This window comes from Fodinicola feengrottensis (genome assembly GCF_039530045.1).
GTDB lineage: Bacteria > Actinomycetota > Actinomycetes > Mycobacteriales > HKI-0501 > Fodinicola > Fodinicola feengrottensis.
This window is the reverse complement of sequence record NZ_BAAANY010000020.1, coordinates 29,334-45,291: the sequence shown is the minus strand read 5'-3', so window position 1 is coordinate 45,291 and position 15,958 is coordinate 29,334. Positions and strand designations below refer to the sequence as shown.

Sequence of the window (15,958 nt, the reverse complement as noted above, 5' to 3'; positions counted from 1 at the left end):
CAGATGCCAGAGAAGTTGTCGATCGACATCGCGCGGGCCGCCCTCAGCCTGCTGCAATATCTTGAGAAACATCCCATCGAGGCCATTCCGGACGCGCCGGAGCGGCTCCGGACCCGGGTGATTCGTCCGCTGGGGGAAACCGATGCCACTGACGAAGTGACCTACACCAGTCCAGAGGCGGGCATGTGGGAACTCGCGCAGGCCGCTACCGCGGCGGCGGCTGAGCCGGGAGCGCCGACCGCGATCGTCGAGGCGGCCGCGGCCCTGCAGGCGATGGTGCCGCCAGAGCGGCTGCCGGAGCTCGCGGCCGCGCAGTCCGCTCGGCCAGCCGGCATCCAACTCGTCCACAAGGGACCATATTTGGTCAGTGCGGCCGAGAAAGTGGTGAACCATCTCGGCGAGCCGCTCCCGGTCCGCCCGCTGATGGCGCTGTGCCGGTGCGGCCAGTCGGCGGACAAGCCGTACTGCGACGGTACGCACGCCACCGTCGACTTCCAGGACACCAAGGATCCCAAGCGGGTGCCGAACCAGCGCGACACGTACGTCGGGCAGCAGGTCACGGTCTTCGACAATCGAGGAATCTGCGCGCATTCCGGGCTCTGCACCGATCGGCTTGCCGGAGTTTTTCATGCCGGCGGCGAACCTTTCGTGACCCCGAGCGGCGGCCGAATGGACGAGATCGTTCGGGCCGTACGAGACTGCCCGTCCGGCGCATTGAGCTTCGCCATCGACGGCCGGGAAGCTCGGGAACAGGTGGATCAGCCCCGAAAACCGGCGATCACGGTGACCGAGGACGGCCCGTACCGGATCGTCGGCGGCACACCCCTGGTCGACGACGAGGGCGTCGACGTACCGCGCAACACCGGAGTGTCCCGGGAGCACTACAGCCTCTGCCGTTGCGGCCATTCGCAGAACAAACCGTTCTGCTCGGGAATGCATTATTACGTCGGATTCCACGATCCGGTCATCGATCCAGCCGCCGAGGTCTCCCTTTTCCAGTGGGCCGGCGGATATCCGGCATTGCTGCGGATGACCCGGATCTTCTACGAGAAGTACGTGCCGTCCGATCCACTGGTGGGACCGATTTTCGCCAATATGGCGGCCGATCATCCGGAACGGGTCGCCGAATGGCTCGGTGAGGTCTTCGGCGGACCCAAGTTCTACAGCACCGAACACGGCGGCTATTCCCGGATGATTTCGCAGCATGTGGGGAAAAACCTGACCGCACCACAACGCGCCCGGTGGGTCCAGCTCATTTCGCAAAGCGCCGAGGATGCCGGCCTGCCGGCGGACGCGGAGTTCCGGGCCGCCTTCGTGGCGTACTTGGAATGGGGTTCCCGGATCGCTTTCGAGAACTCCCAGTCCGAGGCGCATCCACCACCCAACATGCCGATGCCGCGCTGGTGGTGGGTGTGCAACGCGGAGCCGCGGTTCCGTGCCTCAGCGCTCGCGCCCATCGAGGAGACTCCTGAGGTCGTACTGCCCGGCGATGACGAGACGGTCAGCTTCCAGACCCACATCAAACCGCTCTTCCGGTCCCGCGACCGGGAGTCGATGAGGTTCGCTTTCGACCTTTGGTCGTACGACGACGTCAAGGAGCACGGAGTGGCGATCCTGGATCAGTTGGGCCGTGGATCGATGCCCTGCGACGGAGCCTGGAGCAAGGAACAGGTGCAGGTCCTACGCCGCTGGACAGAGTCAGGCATGTCCGCCTGACGGCGACCACCCCGCGAATGTAACGAAACCGAGGCGTTTCGTTACATTCGCGGGGGCGCGAGGCCCTGGCGGGTGCCCGTACAGGCAGGCAGTTAGATGGGTCGGGTGGATCTGACCAAGGTTTTCCCCGCTGAAGTGCTCGCCCGTGCTCTGGAAGCATGGGCCTGGGTCGGAATAGGTGATCGCGAGCCGCTGTTCACGTCGCTGTTCGGGGACGTGTTCTTCCGGGCCGACGACGGCATCTGGGTGCTGGACATCCTCGAAGGCACGTTCTCCCTGGGGTGGGACAGCGCGGCCGCGCTCAAGGCCGAGGTGGACACTCCCGAAGGCGCCGACCGTTACCTGCTCGCGGGTCTCGCGATGGCCGCGTACGAGGCCGGCATTGTGCTGGGACACGACGAGGTCTACGGGTTCCGGGTCTCGCCGGTGCTGGGCGGCGGGTTCGACGTCGACAACCTGGAGGCGGTCTCCCTGGAGGTCCTGCTGGACTTCCTCGGCCAGATCCACGAGCAGTTGCACGACCTGCCGCCCGGCACCCGGATCTCCGGCATCACCATCAAGCCGTGACGGTCAGCCAGTCAACCTGATGCCGAGCAGAGCGTCGACGGCGGTGGCGACCGCGGCTGGCGCGGCCGGGTCATCGCCGGCGGCGGTCAGCGACTCGTCCGCCCAGCGGTCGAGGGCGGCCAGGGCGGCCGGGGTGTCGAGGTCGTCGGACAGCCGCTCGCGGAGCCGCTCGATCACCGGTCCGGCGGGCGCGCCGGCGTCCCGCGCCACCGCCGTACGCCAGCGAGCCAGCCGGCGTTCGGCCTGCTGGAGGGTGTCCGCGGTCCACGAGCGGTCCGTCCGGTAGTGATCGGAGATCAGGCCCAGCCGGATGGCCATCGGGTCGACCCCATCGCCCCGCAGCCGTGACACGAAGACCAGGTTGCCCTTCGACTTGGACATCTTCTCGCCGTCCAGGCCGATCATCCCGGCGTGCACGTAGTGCCGCGCGAAAGGCCATTGGCCGGTCAACACCTCGGCGTGCGCGGCGGACATCTCGTGGTGCGGGAACCGCAGATCCGAGCCGCCGCCCTGTACGTCGATCGCGGGACCGCCCAGGTAGCGCAGTGCGATGGCGGCGCATTCGATGTGCCAACCGGGCCGGCCGTCACCCAGCTGGGACGGCCAGTGTGGCTCATTGTCCCGGGCGCCCCGCCAGAGCAGCGGGTCGAGCTCGTTGCGCTTGCCAACCCGGCCCGGGTCTCCCCCGCGCTCGCCGAAATATCGCAGCATGGTGGCCCGGTCATAGCGGGACTCCGACCCGAACCGGGGCGCCCTGGTGACGTCGAAATACACGTCGCCGGTGCCGTCGGTCAGCGTGTACGCGGCACCGTCGGCCAGCAGTTTCTCCACCGACTCAGCGATCTCCGGGATCGCCTCGACGGCCCCGACGAAATGGTCCGGCGGCAGCACCCGGAGCATCTCCATGTCCTCGCGGAACAGCGCGGTCTGCGCCATCGCGAGCACCACCCAGTCGGTGCCGTCCCGCTGCGCCCGCTCCAGCAGCGGGTCGTCGACGTCGGTGACGTTCTGCACGTACGCGACCGGGTGGCCGGCGTCCCGCCAGAGCCGGTTGACGAGGTCGAAGGTCAGGTAGGTCGCCGCGTGCCCGAGGTGGGTCGCGTCGTACGGCGTGATGCCGCAGACATACATCCGGGCGGCCCCATTCGGGGCGGTGGGGCGCACCCCGTCGCTCGCCGTGTCATAGAGCCGCAGCGGCCGCCCAGATCCGGGCACGGTGGGAACGGCGATCGCCGACCAAGAATCCATGCACTGAGGTTAACTTGTCGCCGCGGCGCATCCACGAGCCTCGTCGTACCGTTTCCAGACCAGCCGGGCCACTGCCGGATGCGCGCCCAGGGGTGCTGAGCAGGGCAAACCCTCGCTGGCCGCGATCACCTGGTCCGCGAAGAACCCGGGCGCGAGCAGATACGTGGCGACCGCCACTGGCCGGCGGCCGTACCCGCGCACCGCCTCGGTGATGGTGGGCTCCGCGGCCGAGACAAAGCTGGTCGTCACGTCCGTGCCCAGCGCATCGGACACGAGTTGGCCCATCGCGACGCTGTCTGCGACCGCTCGCTGGTCTCTGGAGCCCGCGGCCGCCAGCACCACCGCGTCGCCCGGCCGCCAGCCGGCTTCGGCGAGCCGGTCCACCAGTGCCTCCACGAGCAGCTGATCCGGCCCGAGCGCGGTGCCCAATCGGTGCTCGCGAGCAGTGGCGGGGAGATCGACATGCACGTGGTAGCCGCCGGAGAGCAACAGCGGGACCACCACCGCCGGCTCGGTCAGGTGGCTGAGGACTTCGCCGAGCAACGGCTCGGCCAGCTCCAGGAACGCGTGCCGTACGTCGGCGGCCGGACGCTGCGCTCGTACCTCCCGGATCAGCGCCGCGGTGCTTTCGGCGGCCCGCGGATCGCGGCTGCCATGCGCGACCGCGACCAGTGTCACGCGAAGTGCTCTTCGAGGGTGCGTACGAGAGCACCGAGACGACCGCGCTCTGGCTGCACAGTCGGCACTCCCAGCGCCGTCAACGGAGCCGCGGTGATCGGTCCCACGCAGGCCGCCACCACCCGTTCGTGGAAGGCCTTCACCAGGTCGTCCCGCCGCTCGCCGGCCGCTTCCAGCAAGTAGGCCGCGGCCGGTGCGCTGGTGAACGTCACGACGTCCACCTCACCGGCGACGATCCGGTCCACCAGGCCATCGACCGCCGCGAGGTCGGTCGGCGGATGCCACTGGTACACCGGCACCTCGACGATCGAGGCGCCCGCTTCGGCCAGTCTCGCGGTAAAGGTGGGCATCCGGTCGCCATGGAGCTGGACGCCGATCCGGCGGTCGTCCAGTGGCTCCGCCAGCAGGTGCGTGAGCAGCTCCTCGGAGGCTTCCGAGGAGGCCGCGTACGTCTCATGCAGGCCAGCGCCGCGAATGGCGCCCTTCGCCTTCGGGCCGCGGGCGAGGATGCGCACCGACCCGAGCGCCGCGATCAGCCGCTCTCGCAGGTCCCAGCCAGCCGCCGCGTCCAGCCAGCCACGAAACCCGATGCCGGTCATCACCACCAGATCGTCCAGCTCACCGGCCACGCAGCGCTCGGTGGCCGCCCGCAGCTCACCATCATCGGCCAAGCTCGTGGTGTGGATCGTTGGGGTGACGGACACGATGGCACCGCGCCGCTCCAGCAGCCCGGCGAGTTCCTCGCGGCGCCGCTCAGCGGTCACCACCACGCGCCGGCCGGTCAGAGACATGACCCCATTCTGCCGGGCCGCTGTCGCCGGCCGCGGTTCAGGCACTGGCGTCGTAGATGACCTCGCCCCCGACGACGGTCGCGCCGACGCCGAGGTCCCGGATCCGGGTGGCCGGCACCGCCAGCAGGTCGTCGGACAGGACGACGAAGTCGGCCAACTTACCGCGGCTCAACGTGCCCTTGACCCGCTCCTCATGGACCGCGTACGCCGAGCCGTGTGTGTAAGCGCGCAGGGCCTGTTCGGCGGTCAGCGCCTCCGCTGGTACGAACGGGACGCCGCTGTCGGTCCGCCGGTTCACCATGTCGTGGATGCCGCGCAGCGGCGAACCGTCCACGACCGGGCTGTCGGAGCTACCCGGCAACGTGATGCCGGCGTCCAGGAACGACCGCAGCCGGTAGCAGTGCCGGGCGCGGGCCGGCCCGAGAGCCGCGAGCATGCCGTCGCCAATCTCGCCCACGAACCGGCCTTGCGGGACCGGGATCACCCCGAGCGCGACCATCCGGGCCAGGTCCTCGTCGGTGGTGACGCCGGCGTGCTCGATCCGGTGCCGGGCGTCCGGGCGCGGCAGCAGCGCCTGGGCTTGCTCGTACGTGTCCAGGACGAACCCGACCGCCCGGTCGCCGATCGCGTGGGTAGCGACCTGCCAGCCGTACGAGTGCGCTGCGAGAATGAATTCCCGCAGGTCGTCCTGTGCATCCTGGAAGAATCCAACATTGCCGGGTTCGCTCTCGAACGGCTCGTGCATCGCGGCCGTACGGCCAAGCAGCGAGCCGTCCGAGAACACCTTCACCGGTCCCAGCCGGAGCCACTCGTCGCCGAAGCCGGACCGCAGACCGAGATCGAGGCCGAACCAGTCGTGGCCTGGCTCGAAGGCGCCGGCCGGGTGCAGCGCACCGGAGACCGGCATCAGGGTGGCGCGCTGGCGCAGCAGCCCCCGCTGGCGGGCCACCTGGAAGGCTGCCACGTCGGCCGTACCGTTGCCGGCCACCCGGCCCAAACCGACGCCGGGCTCGGTGAAGCTGGTGACGCCCTCCGCGGCGGCTACCCTGCTGCCGGCGCCGATCGCCGCCACGAAATCCTCGAAGGGAGCTGGCCGGAGCACCGCGTAGACCAGCCCCTGGGCCTGCTCGGTCAGGAGTCCAGTGGAAAGCCCCTGGTCATCGCGTACGACAGTGCCGCCAGCGACATCGGGCACCGATCCCGGCTCGAAGCCCATCGCGGCCAAACCGGCGGTGTTCACCACGCCCATGTGCGCGGAGGTGTGCGCCAGCCAGACCGGATGCCCGGCGGCCACCGCGTCCAGGGCGGACCGGGTCGGGTGCGCGCCGATCTTGTTCTGGTCGTAGCCGGAGCCGCGGATCCAGGCGCCGGCGGGCAGCGTGGCGGCCCGCTCGGCCACCTTCGCGTAGAGCGCGTCCAGACTGCCGGTCACGGTGTCCCGAAGGTCCAGCTCGGTGAGCCGCGCGCCGCGCATCGACAGGTGCTGATGGGCGTCGTTGAAGCCGGGCACCACCGGCGCGCCGGCCAAGTCGACGACGGTGGCCGGTACGACGCCGTCCAGCTCTTCGTCGAACCCGAGGACCCGGCCCGCGACCACCCCCAGCCTGGTCGCCGTCGGGCGGGACGGGTCGAGCGTACGGAATCTGCCGTTCGTGAAGAGCGTGTCGATGCGCACCCTGTCTCCTTACACGGTGAGCGCGCACCCGGCCAGACCGCGTCGCATCAGCCCTGCTAGGAGGCACTTGGGCCAGTCCGGCTTGCTCGCCCCTGTCGAGCATCCGGCTGGGGACGGGAGACCGGAGGTTGGCAGCGGCGAACGTGAAGCCCACAATGGGCAACGCGGTGCATACCGGGGTGTCTGTCACCGCCGCAAAGGTGCCAAACATGGGATGTTTGGCGGGAGAGGATGCGACTGTGCCTTTGGCCACTACCCGCCGGACCGGCTTGGTGGACCAGGTCATCGAGCAGATGCGGCAGGCGATCGTCTCCGGCGGCTGGCCGGTGGACGAGCGGATCCCGCCGGAGCCGGAGCTGGTCGCCGCGCTCGGAGTCGGCCGCAACACCATCCGGGAGGCCGTCCGCGCGCTCTCCCATGCCGGCCTGCTGGACGTGCGCCAGGGCAACGGCACGTTCGTACGCGCCACCAGCGAGATCTCCGGGGCGCTGCGCCGCCTCTACGGCACGCAACTGCGAGAGGTCGTCCAGGTCCGTCGGATCCTGGAGGTGGAGGGCGCTCGACTGGCCGCGACGCAGCGTACTGACGCCGAGGCGACCGAGCTGGCGACCCTGCTGGACAGCCGGGACGCGGCGATGAGCGATCGACGCTGGGAGGACGCCACCGAGTCGGACACCCAGTTCCACCTCGCGGTCGTCCGCTGCTCGCACAACTCGCTGCTCTCCGAGCTGCACCTAGGCCTCACCGACGTCATCCGCGCGAGCGTGGCGACCGCCCTGGAGTCGAATCTCGACATCGAGTATGTGCACCATGCGGCGCTCGTCGCCGCCATCAAGGACAGCGACCCCGACCTCGCGGTGCTGGAGTCCAACGAGATTCTCGACGACATGCTGCACCGCGTTCAGCTGGATCCTGACGACGCTGAGACCTCGGCCGGCGCCGGGAGATAGCTGCGCGCGTACGCCAGCAGGGCGCGGGCAGCTGGACTGGTCGGACCGTCGGCCGTCCACGCCAGCACGATCCGGCCGCGCATCGTCGGCCGCGTCACTTTCAGGGTGTGCAACTCGTCCGGCCGGGAAACGGCCGCGGACGCCGGCAGCAGGGCCACCCCGAGCCCGTGCGCGGCCAACTGCGCAAGCACCGGCGGAATGCTGGCCTCGAAGGCGACATGTGGGCGGAACCCGGCGGTCGCGCACGCCTCCTCGATGATCGTACGTACGCCCGTGCCGCGCGGAAGGCAGATCAGCGCCCGGTCCCGCAGACCGGCCAGCGGCACGCTGGCCCGGCCGGCCAGCGGGTCGCCGTGCCGGACCGCCGCGACAATCTCCTCGTCCACCACGTCGTGGGCCGCGAGTCCGGGCGGAGTCGCGTCGCCCATCGCGATGAAGGCCAGGTCGATCTGCCCGGTTCGCAGCTCATCGATCAGCTGGACCGCGTTCGCTTCGGACAGGCTGATCTCCACGTCCGGATGCTGCCGATAAAACCCGGCCAGCAGCCCTGGCAGATCCAGCACCGGCGCCACCAGCGGCGCGACCGTGCCGACGGTCACCCGGCCGCGTACCAGCCCGGTCAGCTCATCGACGGCCAGCCGTACGCCGGCGACCGCGGCCAGGGCGGCACGTGCGTACGGCAGCACCGCGGCGCCGACCGCGGTCGGTCGCACCTGGCGACCGGACCGGTCCAGCAGCGGCTCGCCGAGTTCTCGTTCGAGCTGCTTGATCTGTGCGCTCACCCCCGGTTGGGCCACATGCAGGCGGGCCGCCGCTCGGGTGAAGTTCGCCTCCTCGACCACTGCCACGAGATATTCCAGCTGCCGGAGTTCCATAACCAAACATGATAGTTGGCAGACGAACTAGCTCTTGGACGTATGACTGGAGTGGCGCCAGGCTGGAACACGTAACCGATCCGAAAGGACAGTCTCGTGAATACCTTGTCAGTGCTGGTCGAAGGCCCGGTCTTCGTCCCCGGCGACGCCGGCTACGACACCGAGCGTTCCGGTTTCCAGCTCGCCGGCCAGCACCGGCCGGCCGTGATCGTGGGAGCGACCAGCGCCTCGGACGTACGCACCGCCATTCGTTTCGCCGCCGCGAGAGACCTGCCGATCGCCGTCCAAGCGACCGGGCACGGCCTGACCGCCCCCGCCCAGGACGCGCTTCTCATCACCACCCACCGGATGTCCGGCTTCCGGATCGACCCGGCGGCCGGGACCGCGTGGATCGAGGCCGGGGTGCGGTGGAAGGCCGTGGTGGACGCGGCCGCCGAGCACGGGCTGGCCCCGCTGTCCGGCAGTTCGCCGAGCGTCGGTGCGGTGTCGTACACGCTGGGCGGCGGCATTGGCGTGCTGGTCCGCTCGTACGGTCTCGCCGCCGATCACGTACGCACCCTCGAGGTGGTCACGGCCGATGGCGAGATGCGTCAGGTCAGCGCCGGGAGCGACCTCTTCTGGGCGCTGCTCGGTGGCGGCAACAATTTCGGTGTGGTGACGGGGATGGAGATCGAGCTGGTGCCGGTCAGTCACCTTTTCGGTGGCACGCTCTCGTTCGACGCCAGCATCGCGACCGAGGTCTTCCAGGCGTACGACCAATGGACGAGCACCGTCCCCAACGAGATCACGTCGTCGGCCGCAGTGGTGCCTTTTCCTGACCTGCCGATGATTCCCGAGCCGGTCCGTGGTCGCGAGGTGGCCCAGATCCGGATTGCCTCGATCGCGGACAAGGCCACCACCGAGCGGCTGGTCGCTCCGCTGCGGGAGATCGGGCCGATGCTGATGGACACCCTCGACGCCCTGCCCTTTACCCAGGCCAGCAGCATTTTCACCGACCCGCCACAACCTCACGAATATTACGGCACCGGGATTTTCCTCAATGGCCTGAACAAGTCAGCGATGCAGGCACTCCTGGAGCTGGCTGGCAAGGCGTCGGCCGTCGTGCAGCTGAACCATCTCGGTGGCGCGATCGCCGGCTCCGCGCCCAACGCCATTGGTCACCGCGACGCCAGGTACGTCCTGCGGCTCGTGTCCGATCCCGGCAGCCGCGCCCTGCTCGACGGTGTTTTCGCTGCTCTGGCACCGTTTGCCAGCGGTCATGCGATGAACTTCATGTTCGGCCCGACCGGCGCGGACCAGGTGCGGTCCGCTTTCGCGGCCGACACGTACAAAAGATTGAGCGCACTCAAGGCAACTTACGACCCAGCCAATCTCTTCCGGTTCAACAACAACATTATCCCGTAAAACACAGTGTGATTTTCCCGCTACCGCGGCCATCTGGCCTCACCTGGCCTTTAGTTTTAGCCGGATTTCGGCCGATTCGGTCCGTGCGGTAGCCGCAGTCTGCCCGTACGGCCGATGGGCGGCGGCCGGATTTCTGGCGATTTTCAACCGACAGAACACCTCATCCGAGAAAAATGAGGACATGCATGTCGGGCGAGAATCCCGTGGACTCCTCCGCTGGCCGGCGCGGCCGGCTGACCCGTCGCCAGTTCGGCGCCTTGAGCGCCGGGCTGGGCGGGGTGGCCCTGAGTGCCGGCCTGGCCGGCCCGGCCGCCGCCGCCGAGCCGACGGTCGGCGCCTGCCAACCGTCGGTAGGAGCACCGAAATACCAGCTGCGTGGACTGTGGATCGCCAGCGTGGTGAACATCGACTGGCCGTCCACACCGGGTTTGTCAGCTGACCAACAAAAGGCCGAGCTGTTGGCCTGGTACGACCTGGCCGTCCATCGTGGACTGAACGCGGTGATGCTGCAGATCCGGCCAACCGCGGACGCTTTCTGGCCATCGCCTTTGGAGCCCTGGTCGCAATACCTCACCGGCCAGCAGGGCGGTGACCCCGGCTACGATCCACTGGCCTTCGCGGTTTCCGAGGCGCACAAACGCAATCTCGAGCTGCACGGCTGGTTCAACCCGTACCGGGTGAGCATGCAGACCGACCCGAACCAACTGCTGCCGACCCACCCGGCCCGGCAGCACCCCGACTGGGTTTTCCCGTACGGGCCCAAGCTTTACTACAACCCGGGAATCCCGGCAGTCCGTGCGTTCGTGCAGGACGCGATCATGGACGCGGTCACCCGCTACGACCTCGACGGCGTGCATTTCGACGACTATTTCTACCCGTACCCGATCGCCGGCCAGACCGTGCCGGACGCACAGACTTTCGCCACGTACGGAAAAGGCTTCGCCAGCATTGACGACTGGCGGCGGGACAACATCAACCGACTGGTCCAGGAAATGGGCGATCGCATCCACCGGGTCAAACCGTGGGTGAAGTTCGGTATCAGCCCGTTCGGGATCTGGCGCAATGCCAGCACCGATCCGCGCGGCTCGGACACCAACGGCCTGCAGTCGTACGACGCGATCGGCGCGGACACCCGACTGTGGGTGAAAAACGAGTGGCTGGACTACATCAACCCGCAGATCTACTGGAATCAGGGACTCGCGGTCGCCGACTACAGCAAGCTCGTTCCGTGGTGGGCAAGCGTGGCGGCCGGCACCACCTGTCAGCTCTACATCGGTGAGGCCACGTACAAAGTCGGCACCTCGGGAGCCTGGTTGGACCCGGCCGAGCTGTCCCGGCACCTGACCTTCGACCAGGGATACCCGCAGGTGCAGGGAAATGTCTATTTCTCCGCCGTCGACGTACGGGCTGACAAACTGGGTGCCACCAGCATGCTGACCGCCGACCACTACAGCCATCCGGCACTTACCCCGCCGATGCCCCACCTTCGACGCGGCCGACCAGCACCGGTTCCGCCGATCGTGTCCGCACATCGCGCAAACGGTGGCGCCACACTCGTACTTCGGGCCCCTGGCTGGGATGCCGGCCTGCGGCCACGGTCGTACGCGATCTACCGGTTCGACGGCATCGCCGGCCACAGCCGCTGCGATTTCGCCGACGCCACCCATCTGGTCGCGGTCGTACCGGTCGCCGGCCGCACCCAGTCCTATGTAGACACAAGTGCGGCCGTCGGCCGTACCTACACGTATTTCGCGAGTGCGGTCGACCGTCTCTCCGCCGAAAGCCAACCGATCCCAGCGATCCTGCTCTAACCCGGCGGATTAGAAGGGTGGCCAGGGAATGGCGCGGCTGTCGCGTTTGGGAGACGGGAAGCGGCCGGTACGCAGCAGTCGGCCGGCCCGGCGGCGGGCGGCCAGCACCTCTTCGACGGTGACGTACTCGCAGAGCTGTTCGCCGAGGTCGCCGTCCAACTCGCGTTCGAGCCGTTCGAGCACCTCGTGTGCCTCTTCCGGGATCCGATCGCCGGCCCAGCCCCACAGGACGGTGCGGAGTTTGTTGTCGGTGTGCCAGCAAATGCCGTGGTCGACGCCGTACAGTCGATCGTCCGCGGAAATGAGCAGATGCCCGCCCTTGCGGTCGGCGTTGTTGGAGACCACGTCCAGCACCGCCAGCCGGCGCAGCCGTTCGTCATCGGCGTGGGCAACGACAACTTCGTCGCCATCGGGGGAATAACCTTCGAAAACTCGTCGCCAACCTGTTGGCACGGCATTAGCCGGCACGATGTCCAGTAGTGACGAAACGTCGGCGGAGTCGATCCAGAGCTGGCACATTCCCGGGCCGAACGGTCCGTCCCGGAACACCGTCGGCGGCACCAGCGACCAGCCCGAAGCCTCGGACAGCAGGTACGTGGCGACCTCGCGGCCGGCGAGCGTGCCGTCTGGGAAGTCCCACAGTGGCCGCTCCCCGCGGATCGGCTTGTAGACGCAGTCCGAGCTCACCCCGTCGAGGCTGACCTTTCCGAACAGGGTGGCGTTGCTCGCCTCCATCAACCGGCCGGAGATCTCGATCCCACCAGTGGTCAGCAGCACCTCGGCGTCAGCGTTCATCGCTAGCAAGTATTCATCGCGCCGCGGCAGGAGGCGAGGTGCTTTCGGTGCGTCAGCGCCGGTATCCGTTGTGTCGCGGGCAGATGTGCCCCTCTGGGTCCAACGGCAGCCCACACAGCGGGCACGCCGGGCGGCCGGCGGCCACCACTCGCTCCGCGCGGCTGATGAACGCGCGGGCCGCGGCCGGTGAGATCCGTACGCGCAACACGTCCCGGGTGTCGTCGATGTCCTTGTCGGGGTCGTTCACGTCGTCCTCAGGGTCGACCTCGACCAGCTCCTCCTCGGCCTCGGCCTCGGTCTCTGGTAGGTCACCCTCGGCGGTCGCCTCGATCACCACCGTCGACGAGTCGCCCTCCCAGGCCAGCCCCAATGTGCCGACCCGGAACTCCTCCTCGATCGGAGTGTCCAGCGGCGCCGAGTCTTCCAGCTCCGGGGCGCCGTCGGGCACCTGCGCGCCGAGCCGCCGGCGGGCTTCGTCGAGCAGCTCGGCGAGCCGCTCCGCCAACAGCGCCACCTGGACTTTTTCCAGCGCCACACTGACAGTGCGGCCACCGCCGCTGGCCTGGAGGTAGAACGTACGATCCCCCGGCTCGCCGACGGTTCCGGCAATGAACCGCTCCGGCGGCTCGAAGGAATAGACCTGACGGGGCATGCGCAAACCCTACTGTCCGGCCGGCCGCGGTGTCGCCTCAGCACCGGCGCCGCCGCCGACCACCGCGTCCGACTCGTGGGCGCGCGTCTTGCGCCGACGCTTTTTGGGCGGCAACAAGGCGCTGACATCGCCGCCGGTGTCGTTCATCCGTACCACGAAAGGCCTGGTCTCGGTGTAGCGTACGACGCTCACCGAACACGGGTCGACGACGATCCGCTGGAACAGGTCCAGGTGCTGGCCAAGGGCGTCGGCCAGCACGGACTTGATCACGTCACCGTGGCTGCACGCCATCCACACCGCGTCCGGCCCATGCTCCTCGCGCACCCGCACGTCCCACTCGCGGATGGCGGCCACCGCCCTGGCCTGCGTCGCGGCCAGCGCTTCGCCTTCCAGGCCGGGAAAAACCACCGCCGATGGGTGCTGCTGGACGACCTTCCAAAGCGGGTCTTTGGCTAGCTCCTTGATTGGCCGACCGGTCCAGTCGCCGTACCGGCACTCACCCAACCGGTCGTCGGTGTGAATCTTCAGCTCGCCAGCCTGGTCGCCGACCACGGCCTGCGCGGTCTGCTGGCACCGCTCCAGCGGGCTCGCCACCACCGCGGACAACGGCACCACCGACAGCCGCTCGGCCAGCTTGGCGGCCTGCGCCTGGCCGGTCTCGTCCAGCGTCACGCCGGGAGTCCAGCCGGCCAGCACGGCGGTCGCGTTGGCGATCGTACGACCATGTCGGACCAGCAGCACCGTTGTCATCGCAGCCCAGCCTACGTCGGGAAAAGGTGCCGGTCAGACGGCCGCGACGAGGCCGGTGGCGACCAGCAGGATGACCGCGACGCCGACCACGATCCGGTACGGCACGAAGACGCTGATCGGGTGCTTGGCGACCAGTCGCAGCAGCCAGGCGATCGAGGCGTACCCGACGATGAAGGACACCACGATCCCGACGATCGTCGGTCCCCAGCCGACGGTCACGGAGATGTCCTTGCGGGCTTGCACGGCCTCCAGCAGGCCGGCCGCGCTGAGCGCCGGGATGGCCAGGAAGAACGACAGGCGGGTGGCCGCGACCCGGTCCAGGTGCCGGAACAGGCCGATCGAGATCGTCGCACCGGACCGGGACACTCCCGGCACCAGTGCGATGCACTGCGCGAGGCCGATGAGCAGCGCGTCCATGATGGTGACCTGGTCCTCATGGCGGACACCGCTGTCGTCCGGCCCGTGCCGACCCAGCGGTTCCGCGGTCAATCGGTTGTGATACCACTCGGCCGCGACCATCACCGCGGACCACAGGATCAGGCCGGCGGCCACGAACCAGAGACTGCGCAGGGCACCGGTGACGATGTCCTTCGCGAGCAGGCCGACGACGGCGATCGGAATCGATCCGACGATGATCGCCCAGCCGAACCGCCACTCCAACTGCTGGCGGGCGTCGGCGGAGAAGATGCCTTTGACGAAGCCAACGACGATCCGGACGATGTCCTTGATGAAGTAGAGGACCGCCGCGAGGATCGCACCGACCTGGATGATCGCGGTGAACGCGGTGACACCCTTGTTGTCGATGGTCAGGCCCATGATCTTCTCGACCACCGTGAGGTGGCCGGTGGAAGAAACCGGAAGGAACTCGGTGACCCCCTCGACGATGCCGAGGATGACCGCCTGGATGTAGTTCAGCTGGTTGGCCGGGTCGCCGGTCACCGCATCCGCGAGAATCATCATTCGCCCACTCCCGCCAGGTCCAGTGCCTCAACCGCGGTCCGCAGCGCGGCGATCCGCTGGTCCATGTCCGCGCCCGAGGGCGAGATGCTGAGCGTTGTGACGCCCAGCTCGGCGTACGCCTGCATCTTCTCGGCTATCCGTTCTTTCGGGCCGATCAACGACGTCGAGTCGACGAACTCGGCCGGCACTGCGGCGGCCGCCTCACGATATTTGCGGTCCAGGAACAGGTTCTGCACCTTGGCGGCGGCGTCCGCGTAGCCCATTCGTACGGCGAGTTGGTTGTAGAAGTTCTTCTCCCGGCTGCCCATGCCGCCGATGTAGAGCGCTGCGTTGGGCCGGAGCGGCTCGGCGCAGGCGGCCAGGTCGTCGCCCACCACCAGGCCCATCGACGGCACCACGTCGAAGCCCTCCATGGTCTTTCCGACCTTTTCCCGGCCGGCCTTCACATAGGCCAGCGACTCGGGCGCGTAGTCCGGCGCGAAGAAGATCGCCAGCCAGCCGTCCGCGATCTCGCCGGTCAACTCCAGGTTCTTCGGGCCGACCGACGCGATGTATACCGGCAGGTCCTGGCGGGCGCCGTGCACGGTGAGCTGCAGCGCCTTGCCGGGGCCGTCGGGTAAGGGCAGCTGGTAGTGCTTGCCGTCGTATCGGACCTTCTTGCGGCTCAACGCCATCCGGACGATGTCGACATACTCCCGCGTACGGCCGAGCGGGTGGTCGAAGCGGACGCCGTGCCAGCCCTCGGAAACCTGCGGGCCGGACACGCCGAGGCCGAGTCGGAACCGGCCGCCCGACAGCGTGTCGAGGGTGGCCGCGGTCATCGCGGTGGCCGCTGGCGTACGAGCCGGGATCTGCATGACGGCGGCGCCGATGTCGATCTGGTTGGTCTGCGCGGCGATCCAGGAGAGCACGGTGGGCACATCCGACCCGTACGCCTCGGCCGCCCAGACCACCGAATAGCCGAGTTTGTCGGCTTCCCGAGCGAGGGCCAGGTTGCCCGCGTCGTTCCCGGCTCCCCAGTAACCGAGGTTCACCGCCAGCCGCACGCTTGTCTCCTTCATGCCGATCTTCGGCCGCGAAACCCGT

Annotated in this window: 15 protein-coding genes; 5 read left to right on the top strand and 10 right to left on the bottom strand. The window is 68.5% G+C overall.

The window, feature by feature from the left end; genetic code table 11:
* Positions 1 to 3 precede the first annotated feature (3 nt).
* Together ABD301_RS24270 and ABD301_RS24265 are read left to right on the top strand one after the other, a co-directional pair.
* Complete coding sequence (locus ABD301_RS24270) at positions 4 to 1,716, top strand: CDGSH iron-sulfur domain-containing protein (protein ID WP_344312783.1); 1,713 nt, start codon at positions 4 to 6, stop codon at positions 1,714 to 1,716.
* A gap of 96 nt (positions 1,717 to 1,812) precedes the next feature.
* Positions 1,813 to 2,283, top strand: coding sequence for a T6SS immunity protein Tdi1 domain-containing protein (locus ABD301_RS24265; RefSeq protein WP_344312781.1), 471 nt, complete (start codon positions 1,813 to 1,815; stop codon positions 2,281 to 2,283).
* A gap of 3 nt (positions 2,284 to 2,286) precedes the next feature.
* Here ABD301_RS24265 and mshC read toward each other — a convergent pair whose 3' ends face one another.
* Genes mshC through ABD301_RS24245 form a run of 4 tightly spaced genes read right to left on the bottom strand, consistent with a single transcriptional unit; the run spans position 2,287 to position 6,675 of the window.
* Positions 2,287 to 3,531 carry a cysteine--1-D-myo-inosityl 2-amino-2-deoxy-alpha-D-glucopyranoside ligase gene (gene mshC, locus ABD301_RS24260; protein ID WP_344312780.1) on the bottom strand — a complete coding sequence of 415 codons (1,245 nt, stop codon included), beginning with the start codon at positions 3,529 to 3,531 and terminating at the stop codon, positions 2,287 to 2,289.
* A 9-nt stretch (positions 3,532 to 3,540) separates the two neighbouring features.
* Complete coding sequence (locus tag ABD301_RS24255) at positions 3,541 to 4,209, bottom strand: sirohydrochlorin chelatase (RefSeq protein WP_163572869.1); 669 nt, start codon at positions 4,207 to 4,209, stop codon at positions 3,541 to 3,543.
* Positions 4,206 to 5,000 (bottom strand): uroporphyrinogen-III synthase, encoded by a 795-nt coding sequence (locus ABD301_RS24250; protein WP_344312779.1) that lies wholly within the window; start codon positions 4,998 to 5,000, stop codon positions 4,206 to 4,208. Before ABD301_RS24250 ends, ABD301_RS24255 begins: the two co-directional genes overlap by 4 nt.
* A gap of 37 nt (positions 5,001 to 5,037) precedes the next feature.
* Positions 5,038 to 6,675 carry an amidohydrolase gene (locus ABD301_RS24245; protein ID WP_344312777.1) on the bottom strand — a complete coding sequence of 546 codons (1,638 nt, stop codon included), beginning with the start codon at positions 6,673 to 6,675 and terminating at the stop codon, positions 5,038 to 5,040.
* Between the two features lie 239 nt (positions 6,676 to 6,914).
* Between ABD301_RS24245 and ABD301_RS24240 the strand changes: the two genes are divergently transcribed.
* Positions 6,915 to 7,625: a FadR/GntR family transcriptional regulator gene (locus tag ABD301_RS24240; protein ID WP_344312776.1), complete on the top strand. Its 711-nt coding sequence runs from the start codon at positions 6,915 to 6,917 to the stop codon at positions 7,623 to 7,625.
* Here ABD301_RS24240 and ABD301_RS24235 read toward each other — a convergent pair.
* Positions 7,577 to 8,500, bottom strand: coding sequence for a LysR family transcriptional regulator (locus tag ABD301_RS24235; RefSeq protein WP_163572868.1), 924 nt, complete (start codon positions 8,498 to 8,500; stop codon positions 7,577 to 7,579). The two genes, ABD301_RS24240 and ABD301_RS24235, sit on opposite strands and share 49 nt — an antisense overlap.
* Before the next feature lie 96 nt (positions 8,501 to 8,596).
* On the opposite strand from ABD301_RS24235, the gene ABD301_RS24230 reads away from it, so the two are divergent.
* Both ABD301_RS24230 and ABD301_RS24225 read left to right on the top strand, forming a co-directional pair.
* Entirely contained in the window at positions 8,597 to 9,904 is a 1,308-nt protein-coding gene (locus tag ABD301_RS24230) for an FAD-binding oxidoreductase (RefSeq protein ID WP_344312774.1), read from the top strand.
* Between the two features lie 185 nt (positions 9,905 to 10,089).
* Positions 10,090 to 11,715 carry a glycoside hydrolase family 10-like protein gene (locus tag ABD301_RS24225; protein ID WP_344312773.1) on the top strand — a complete coding sequence of 542 codons (1,626 nt, stop codon included), beginning with the start codon at positions 10,090 to 10,092 and terminating at the stop codon, positions 11,713 to 11,715.
* A 9-nt stretch (positions 11,716 to 11,724) separates the two neighbouring features.
* On the opposite strand, the gene ABD301_RS24220 is transcribed toward ABD301_RS24225, so the two are convergent.
* The 5 genes from ABD301_RS24220 to ABD301_RS24200 are packed head-to-tail and all read right to left on the bottom strand — an operon-like array spanning position 11,725 to position 15,918.
* Positions 11,725 to 12,510 carry an SCO1664 family protein gene (locus ABD301_RS24220; protein WP_344312771.1) on the bottom strand — a complete coding sequence of 262 codons (786 nt, stop codon included), beginning with the start codon at positions 12,508 to 12,510 and terminating at the stop codon, positions 11,725 to 11,727.
* A gap of 52 nt (positions 12,511 to 12,562) precedes the next feature.
* The gene (locus ABD301_RS24215) at positions 12,563 to 13,162 is read right to left on the bottom strand and encodes a DUF3090 domain-containing protein (protein WP_344312770.1); all 600 of its coding nucleotides are present in this window, start codon (positions 13,160 to 13,162) and stop codon (positions 12,563 to 12,565) included.
* A gap of 9 nt (positions 13,163 to 13,171) precedes the next feature.
* On the bottom strand, positions 13,172 to 13,912 hold the full coding sequence (locus ABD301_RS24210; RefSeq protein ID WP_344312768.1) for a histidine phosphatase family protein: 741 nt from the start codon (positions 13,910 to 13,912) through the stop codon (positions 13,172 to 13,174).
* Positions 13,913 to 13,945: 33 nt separating this feature from the next.
* A complete protein-coding gene (locus tag ABD301_RS24205; RefSeq protein ID WP_344312767.1) occupies positions 13,946 to 14,872 on the bottom strand; it encodes an undecaprenyl-diphosphate phosphatase in 927 nt (308 codons plus the stop codon).
* Complete coding sequence (locus tag ABD301_RS24200; RefSeq protein WP_344312766.1) at positions 14,869 to 15,918, bottom strand: LLM class F420-dependent oxidoreductase; 1,050 nt, start codon at positions 15,916 to 15,918, stop codon at positions 14,869 to 14,871. The genes ABD301_RS24205 and ABD301_RS24200 overlap by 4 nt, the downstream gene beginning before the upstream one ends.
* Positions 15,919 to 15,958: the final 40 nt, after the last annotated feature.

Bases quoted from the DNA above. Each gene is read 5' to 3' on its own strand.
- ABD301_RS24270 (WP_344312783.1), top strand. From the start codon at position 4: ATGCCAGAGAAGTTGTCGATCGACATCGCGCGGGCCGCCCTCAGCCTG.
- ABD301_RS24265 (WP_344312781.1), top strand. From the start codon at position 1,813: ATGGGTCGGGTGGATCTGACCAAGGTTTTCCCCGCTGAAGTGCTCGCC.
- mshC (WP_344312780.1), bottom strand. From the start codon at position 3,531: ATGGATTCTTGGTCGGCGATCGCCGTTCCCACCGTGCCCGGATCTGGG.
- ABD301_RS24250 (WP_344312779.1), bottom strand. From the start codon at position 5,000: ATGTCTCTGACCGGCCGGCGCGTGGTGGTGACCGCTGAGCGGCGCCGC.
- ABD301_RS24235 (WP_163572868.1), bottom strand. From the start codon at position 8,500: ATGGAACTCCGGCAGCTGGAATATCTCGTGGCAGTGGTCGAGGAGGCG.
- ABD301_RS24225 (WP_344312773.1), top strand. From the start codon at position 10,090: ATGTCGGGCGAGAATCCCGTGGACTCCTCCGCTGGCCGGCGCGGCCGG.
- ABD301_RS24220 (WP_344312771.1), bottom strand. From the start codon at position 12,510: ATGAACGCTGACGCCGAGGTGCTGCTGACCACTGGTGGGATCGAGATC.
- ABD301_RS24215 (WP_344312770.1), bottom strand. From the start codon at position 13,162: ATGCCCCGTCAGGTCTATTCCTTCGAGCCGCCGGAGCGGTTCATTGCC.
- ABD301_RS24210 (WP_344312768.1), bottom strand. From the start codon at position 13,912: ATGACAACGGTGCTGCTGGTCCGACATGGTCGTACGATCGCCAACGCG.
- ABD301_RS24205 (WP_344312767.1), bottom strand. From the start codon at position 14,872: ATGATGATTCTCGCGGATGCGGTGACCGGCGACCCGGCCAACCAGCTG.